Raw genomic sequence first — 7419 nt, 5'->3', positions numbered from 1 at the left:
TTGTTGACGTTTTGCTGTTCAGTTTTCAAGGTTCAAGTTGTTTGCCGCGTTCATTGGCGACTTTTCAATATTACCAGCTTCTTTTTAAGAAGTCAATAATTATTTTACTTCATTACACTTCGCATTTTTTATTATGAAAAACGCGACAAGAAATATTATATCACCTTCTTCAAATAGATACAAGCTCATTTTATAAAAAAACTAGTTTAAAGGATAACGCCCTTTAAACTAGTTTTTTAAGTAGTAGTTTTATTCTTTTGGACGCATTTGCGGAAACAATAGTACATCTCTAATAGAAGAGGAATTCGTTAACAGCATGATTAAGCGGTCAATACCGATTCCCAATCCACCTGTTGGCGGCAGTCCATATTCCAATGCTTCAATAAAGTCTTCATCCATCTCATGGGCCTCATCATTTCCCTCGTCCTTCTCAACCAGCTGGGCCTCAAAACGCTGACGCTGATCAATGGGGTCATTTAACTCTGTAAATGCATTAGCATGCTCACGGCGGACGATAAACAGTTCAAAGCGATCAGTAAATCGTTCATCTTCTGGATTTTTCTTTGCTAAAGGCGAGATTTCAACTGGGTGCCCAAAAATGAATGTAGGTTGTACTAATTGCTCTTCTACTATTTGTTCGAAGAATTCATTTAAAATATGTCCTGCTTCCATAGTAGGTTTCACATCAATATTGTGTTCTTTCGCTAGAGCCTGCGCTTCTTCCTTTGTCGTCTGTTTCCAGAAATCAACACCTGTGTACTCTTTTACAGCGTCGGCCATATGCAGTCGTTTCCAGCCTACAGCTAAATCGATTTCATCTTCTCCATATTGTACGGTAGTCGTGCCCAGGACTTCTTGTGCCACATGCGCCACTAAGTTTTCAGTAAGAGCCATGATGTCGTTGTAATCTGCATAGGCTTCATATAATTCCAACATGGTGAACTCGGGGTTATGACGCGTCGAGATTCCTTCGTTCCGGAAAACACGGCCGATTTCATAAACCTTTTCCAAACCACCAACAATCAAGCGTTTCAAATGAAGTTCAATGGCAATCCGAATATACAACTCCATATCGAGTGCGTTGTGATGTGTGATAAACGGTTTTGCAGCTGCTCCCCCTGCAATTGAATGGAGCATCGGCGTTTCGACTTCTAAAAATCCAGCGTTATCCAAATATCGGCGCATCGATTGAATGATGCGGCTGCGTAGAATAAACGTCTCTTTGCTGGTGTCGCTTGTCAACAAATCTAAATATCGTTGGCGATAGCGCTGTTCTACGTCTTTTAAACCGTGGAACTTTTCAGGCAGTGGACGCAAAGCCTTTGTCAGAAACTCCACTTCTTTTGCTTTAACCGAAAGTTCTCCTACATTCGTTTTAAAGACAGTCCCTTTAATCCCAAGAATATCTCCCAAATCGACGGTGTTATAAAATTCGTAAGCTTCTTCGCCAATCGCATCTTTACGGACATAGATTTGAATCTGCCCTTTAAGATCCTGAATATGGGCAAAACCTGCTTTCCCTTTGCCGCGTTTTGTCATAACCCGCCCTGCAATAACAACTTCATGCGGAGTTTCTTCAAGTTCTTCTTTGGAAAGCTCTGCATATTGCTCGATAATTTCCTGTGAAAGATGAGTTCGCTCAAAGCGGCCGCCAAACGGATCCATTCCGTTGTCACGGAACGCCTGCATTTTTTCGCGCCTCACCAATAATTGGTCGTTTAATTCTTCTGACATGTCCTACACTCCTTTATCTATAAAAAGCCAATCTCATTCGCGTATTTCTCTATTGTACACAATTTCCTACCACACTACATAAAAAAGCAGCCACAAATTTGTGACAGCTTGAGGTTTATAGCCATTAGTGTGCGTCTCGGAGAAATTCTTTCATACTGTCATATGATTTCCATAAGCGAACGCCGCTCATTTCCAAAACATCCGGCACTTCGAGATTCGGACTTACTTCCAGCAGCGGAACCACAACAAATGCTCGTTCATACATCCTTGGATGTGGAACGATTAGCCTTTCTGTTTCCCACACTTCTCGATTGTATAACAAAATATCAAGGTCAATTGTCCGCGGTCCCCATCTGATGAGACGCTCACGATTTAAATTCTGTTCAACTTCCTGGCAAACGTCCAGCAGCCCGAATGCATCCAGCTCCGTTTCAAGCTGGACGACCATATTGAGAAAAGGCTCCTGATCTGTAAATCCTACAGGATCTGTTTCATAGAGAGAGGAAATGCGGGTGACAGTAATGGATGGATGGTCCGCCAGCTGCGAGACGGCTTGCCGCAGCATTTCGAAACGGTCCCCCATATTGGAGCCAAGCGATAAATAACTTTGGTTCATGCGAATTTTCCTCGTGTAAGTTCAATGGCTACTGATTTGTAATGCCCCGGAATCGGAGGGTCTGGTTTTATCAGCTGTACACGGATGCCTTGCACCAATGGGAAATCAGAAAGAATTTTTCCAGCCACACTTTCTGCTACAGCTTCCACCAATTTTTTCGGTTCTCCTTCGACGATGGAGCGGCAGGCTTCGTAAACTTCTCCATAATGCACCGTATGCTCCAAAGCATCCGTCTTTCCAGCTTGCTGCAGATCTATCGCCAATGAAACCGTCAGCCGAAATCGCTGCCCCAGTTTTGTTTCTTCCGGGAATACGCCATGGTAGCCATAAAACTCCATATCGTTCACGTGAATAAAATCCATTACTTCTCCTCCTTGTATGGTCGCTTGCCTGTCAGTGCATCCATCATCCGGACAGCACGCACTGTTTCTTTTACATCATGAACCCGCACGATGTGACAGCCTTGGTTGACGCCATAGCAAACCGTGGCGAGCGAACCTTCCAGACGCTCGTCGACCGTGGCGTCCAAAATTTTTCCGATAAATGATTTTCTTGAAGTGCCCAGAAGAACCGGGTAGCCTAATTCTGCTATCTGTCCGATCAATTGCATCGCCTCGAGATTTTGTGCCACGGATTTTGCAAATCCAACACCCGGATCAAGCCAGATATTTTCTTTGCGCACACCGGCATCCAAAGAAATTTGGATGCTTCCAGCTAAGTCCTGCATGATGTCTCCTTGAAAATCTGAGTATGACGCTTCGTTGCGGTTGTGCATCAAGATGATGGGCACATTCCACTTGGCTGCCACATCCGCAATTGCTGGATCGTATTTAGCACCCCAAATGTCATTGATAATATGGGCCCCTGCAGCAATCGCTGCATCAGCCACTCGTGATTTGTATGTATCCACGGAGATCAGCACATCAAATTGTTGCCGCAATGCTGCAATAACAGGAACGATTCGTCCGATTTCTTCATCTTCAGAAATCTGTACGTAACCAGGACGTGTAGACTCACCTCCCACATCGATGATATCCACACCATCTGCAATCATCTGCCGAGCACGAGTCAACGCTTGCTCCAAACCGTTGTACTTGCCTCCATCGGAAAAAGAATCCGGCGTGACGTTCAATATGCCCATAACGAGGGTTTTATTTTCAAATCTGATTTTCATAAGGCTACACCGTCCACATCTGATATAAGTATCTATTTCCCAGGAAATAAAAGCGCGCCTTCATCTTACCGCAATTGACCGGTTCTATTCCACAAAAAAAGAGCAGCCACTAGGCCTGCCCTCTTAATTTTTTAGTTGGATTCTTCGAATTGATAAAGTGGTGTGCTCAAGTAGCGTTCTCCGTTGGACGGGATAATCGCCAGTACTTTTTTGCCTTTGCCTAAGCGCTTAGCAACTTGAAGAGCAGCATAAATCGCAGCACCTGAAGATACGCCTCCAAGAATGCCTTCTTCACGCGCAGCTTGGCGTGCGGTTGCATAGGATTGATCGTTGGTAACTTGGATAATCTCGTTGTAGATCTCCGTGTTCAACACAGCAGGAACAAATCCTGCTCCAATTCCTTGGATTTTATGCGGACCTGGCTTGCCTCCAGATAGGACAGGAGAGTCAGTAGGTTCCACTGCTACGATATGGATGTCAGGATACTTTTCTTTCAATACTTGTCCAGCGCCTGTAATCGTTCCGCCTGTACCGATTCCTGAAATAAACGCATCCAATTGATCGCCCATCGTTTCCACAATTTCCGGGCCTGTCGTCAAACGGTGCACTTCCGGGTTCGCTTCATTGTTGAATTGCTGAGGCATAAACCAGCCTTTTTCAGCCGCCTCTTTCTCCGCAGTCTTGATAGCGCCATTCGGTCCGTTCATCCCATCTGCACCCGGCGTTAAAATCAATTCTGCCCCGTATGCACGCAATAGGTTGCGGCGCTCCATGCTCATCGTTTCAGGCATAACCAACACAGATTTATAGCCTTTGGCTGCAGCAATCATTGCCAATCCGATTCCCGTGTTGCCGCTTGTCGGCTCAATAATGGTGTCGCCTTCTTTTAAGTCTCCAGACTTTTCAGCCGCCTCGATCATGGCTAGTGCAATACGGTCTTTCACACTGCTGCCCGGGTTGAAATATTCTAATTTCAAATAAACTTCCGCATCTTCAGGACCTGTCAACCGATTTAATTTCACAATTGGGGTTTGCCCAATCAATTCAGTAATTGAATTTCCTACACGCGCCATTTTTCAACACTCCTAATCCCTAGTAATTTTGTCGACTTTAATAAAGCTAATGGTATCAATAACATGAATCGTTTGTCAAATAGTATGAATTTATAAAAAATAGACGTTTCACTAAGGAAACGTCTGGTGGAATTTATTCTCCGTAAAACCATTCGGCATCGAATTCCTGCCAAAACGCTTCCGGAGTAACCGATTGCGGCAATTGCTCCAGCGCCAATTCACGGTTAATATGGTCTGCTACATCATCAAATGAAAATGTCTGGCCATCCACTTTTTCCGTAACAGAGATAATGGCGGTTCTTCCGTCTTCAAGGGCCAGCGGAGTCGACCAGCCGCCGACTTCGACTTCTGCCACCGTCTTCGAGATATTTTCATCTACCCCGGGTTCGCCGCTTGATATATAGCCAATGTCCCCACCGAGATTGCCTGTTGCACTGTCGATTGAACGTTCGCGGGCAGTTGCTTCGAACGAAGAGCCTTTTTCAAGTTCGGCAATGGTTTCTTCAGCTTCTGCCGCTGAGTTCAATACGATCATGCGGGTTCGGTAAGAGTCTTTCACATCATAAAGTGACTGGTTATCATCATAAAATGCCTGGATTTCGCTGTCTTCAATGACAATATCTTTGGTCAGCACTTTTTCAAGAATCAATTGCGCTTCTACTTTTTCACGCTGGCGTGTTTCATCTGCTGCGTACAAAGCCGTTTCTGTACTGTCCTGCGAGGAGCGCAGCAGCGCCAGTTCCAAATCGATTTCTTTGTCACTCACTTCAATTCCATAATCCTGTGCTGCTGTTGCCATCACTTTTTCATTAACCAGCTCAAGCAGTGCTTCGCGGCCATGCTGTTCTTCCATTGAAGCCAGCCATTCTTCACGCGTGATATCTTCTCCGCTGACAGAGGCAACTGTTTCTGCATTTCCTGCATCATTCGGAATCAGCCACGCAATAAACCACAGCAAGTTAGCTAATAGCAAAATCCCGATGACCACTAGTACCGGTTTGGTTTTTAAATGTCTTTTCGGCTTGCCCGTCCCTGCCGGTGGCACAGGTCGCCGATTATTATGACTGGAGCTCATTGATAAACGACTCAAGCTCCTCTTTGGAATACTGATACGTTTCCAAGCAGAAATGGCATTGTGCTTCTGCCATGCCGTCTTCATCGATCATGTCTTGAATCTCTTTCTTTCCAAGGCCCAGAATTGCTGTAGCAAAACGTTCTTTGGAACAATTGCATTCAAAATTTACCGGCATTTTGTCTAGAATTTGGACATTTCCTTCTCCAAGTACTGCTTCAAGAATTTCTTCAGGCGACAGTCCCCGCTGAATCATTTTGGAAACAGGTTCGATATTGGACAAACGCTCTTCGATTTTCGTAATGGTTTCGTCGTCTGTATTTGGCATTAACTGAACAATAAAACCGCCAGCTGCCAGCACTGAATTATCTGTATCGACCAGGACACCCAATCCGACAGAAGAAGGCACCTGCTCGGACACCGCGAAATAATAAGTAAAGTCTTCAGCGATCTCTCCTGATACGATCGGCGTCTGGCCGGTGAAGTTGTCGCGCATGCCCAAGTCTTTAACGACCGACATCATGCCATCAGTGCCCACTGCACGGCTGACATCCAATTTTCCTTGTTTGTTCAAATCAAAATGGGTTTGGGGGTTCGAGGCATATCCGCGGACGCCGCCTTTTCCATTGCTGTCCACCAGCAATGCGCCGATCGGTCCGCCGCCTTCGAATTTAATCGTCACTTTATCGTCGCCTTTTAGCATGGCGCCAAGCATGACGCCGCCTGTCATGGCGCGCCCTAAAGCGGCTGTTGCTGTTGGCCACATCATATGGCGGCGCTGCGCTTCTCCTACTGTTTTCGTGCTGTCTACTGCAAATGCACGGACACTCCCGTTAAATCCGAGGCCGCGAACTAAATAATCTGACACGTCTATCGTTCCTTTCTTTACGCTTGATTGCGTTTGTAAATTAAATACAGCCCTTTTAAAGTCAGGAAGGGATCTACGTAATCAATCATCGTCGATTCACCGGCAATTATAGAAGCCATGCCGCCAGTCGCAATGACCGTTGGCGTTTCCCTGCTCTGCTTTTTCATTCGCGCTACAATTCCTTCAGCCTGGCCTACATAGCCGTAGACAATGCCTGCCTGCATGGCGGAAATGGTGTTTTTGCCAACTACCTGATCGGGTGTGGCGATTTCGATTCTTGGCAATTTCGAGGCTCGGGCATAGAGCGCTTCTGTCGAAATATTGATGCCGGGGGCGATGGCGCCACCCATATATTGCTGCTTTTCATCGATATAACAAAAAGTGTTGGCCGTGCCAAAGTCCACAATAATCAACGGGCTGCCATATTCATGAATAGCCGCCACTGCGTTGACGATCCGGTCGGCGCCAACTTCCCTGGGATTATCATACTTGATATTCAGCCCTGTTTTAACGCCAGGTCCGACAATCATCGGTTTTACCTGAAAATATTTTTGGCACATCCGCTCCAGGGCAGACATGATCGGCGGCACAACAGAGGACATAATAACGCCATTGATGGATGAAAAACTTAAATTAGCATCGTTTAAAAATGCCTTAATTTGCATGCCGTATTCATCTTCTGTTTTATAGCGGAGAGTTTCCATACGCCAATGGTGCAGTAATTGATCCTGGCTGTAGACACCCAGGACGATATTTGTGTTTCCAGCATCCAATACTAAAATCATGTTTTGCCCTCACTTATTGACGAATTTCCAACACATCATACCATAATTTTACGAAAGCAAAAAGCTGGTTGCCTCTTCCCTTCAAAGGGAACGGGCA

8 protein-coding genes are annotated in these 7419 nt (G+C 45.5%); all 8 read right to left on the bottom strand.

All coding sequences use genetic code 11. The features are described 5' to 3' along the window. Positions 1 to 249 precede the first annotated feature (249 nt). The 8 genes from lysS to GJB59_RS07345 all read right to left on the bottom strand — a co-directional run bounded on the left by lysS (position 250) and on the right by GJB59_RS07345 (position 7322). Positions 250 to 1734 (bottom strand): lysine--tRNA ligase, encoded by a 1485-nt coding sequence (gene lysS / locus GJB59_RS07380; RefSeq protein ID WP_142830712.1) that lies wholly within the window; start codon positions 1732 to 1734, stop codon positions 250 to 252. A gap of 124 nt (positions 1735 to 1858) precedes the next feature. Next, positions 1859 to 2350 (bottom strand): 2-amino-4-hydroxy-6-hydroxymethyldihydropteridine diphosphokinase, encoded by a 492-nt coding sequence (gene folK, locus GJB59_RS07375; RefSeq protein ID WP_142830710.1) that lies wholly within the window; start codon positions 2348 to 2350, stop codon positions 1859 to 1861. Further along, on the bottom strand, positions 2347 to 2712 hold the full coding sequence (gene folB / locus GJB59_RS07370; RefSeq protein ID WP_142830708.1) for a dihydroneopterin aldolase: 366 nt from the start codon (positions 2710 to 2712) through the stop codon (positions 2347 to 2349). The genes folK and folB overlap by 4 nt, the downstream gene beginning before the upstream one ends. After that, on the bottom strand, positions 2712 to 3524 hold the full coding sequence (folP, locus tag GJB59_RS07365; RefSeq protein ID WP_142830706.1) for a dihydropteroate synthase: 813 nt from the start codon (positions 3522 to 3524) through the stop codon (positions 2712 to 2714). The genes folB and folP overlap by 1 nt, the downstream gene beginning before the upstream one ends. Before the next feature lie 131 nt (positions 3525 to 3655). Then, complete coding sequence (gene cysK, locus GJB59_RS07360) at positions 3656 to 4597, bottom strand: cysteine synthase A (RefSeq protein WP_142830704.1); 942 nt, start codon at positions 4595 to 4597, stop codon at positions 3656 to 3658. A 133-nt stretch (positions 4598 to 4730) separates the two neighbouring features. Further along, the gene (locus tag GJB59_RS07355; RefSeq protein ID WP_142830702.1) at positions 4731 to 5672 is read right to left on the bottom strand and encodes a peptidyl-prolyl cis-trans isomerase; all 942 of its coding nucleotides are present in this window, start codon (positions 5670 to 5672) and stop codon (positions 4731 to 4733) included. Next, positions 5656 to 6537, bottom strand: coding sequence for an Hsp33 family molecular chaperone HslO (gene hslO / locus GJB59_RS07350; protein ID WP_142830700.1), 882 nt, complete (start codon positions 6535 to 6537; stop codon positions 5656 to 5658). Before hslO ends, GJB59_RS07355 begins: the two co-directional genes overlap by 17 nt. 17 nt (positions 6538 to 6554) lie before the next feature. Next, the gene (locus tag GJB59_RS07345) at positions 6555 to 7322 is read right to left on the bottom strand and encodes a type III pantothenate kinase (RefSeq protein ID WP_142830697.1); all 768 of its coding nucleotides are present in this window, start codon (positions 7320 to 7322) and stop codon (positions 6555 to 6557) included. Positions 7323 to 7419 lie beyond the last annotated feature (97 nt).

Origin of the sequence: Planococcus soli, from assembly GCF_016881065.1 — a bacterium.
Taxonomy (GTDB): Bacteria; Bacillota; Bacilli; order Bacillales_A; family Planococcaceae; genus Planococcus; species Planococcus soli.
Note: the sequence above shows the minus strand (reverse complement) of the source record. Positions and strands in the feature narration are given on the sequence as shown.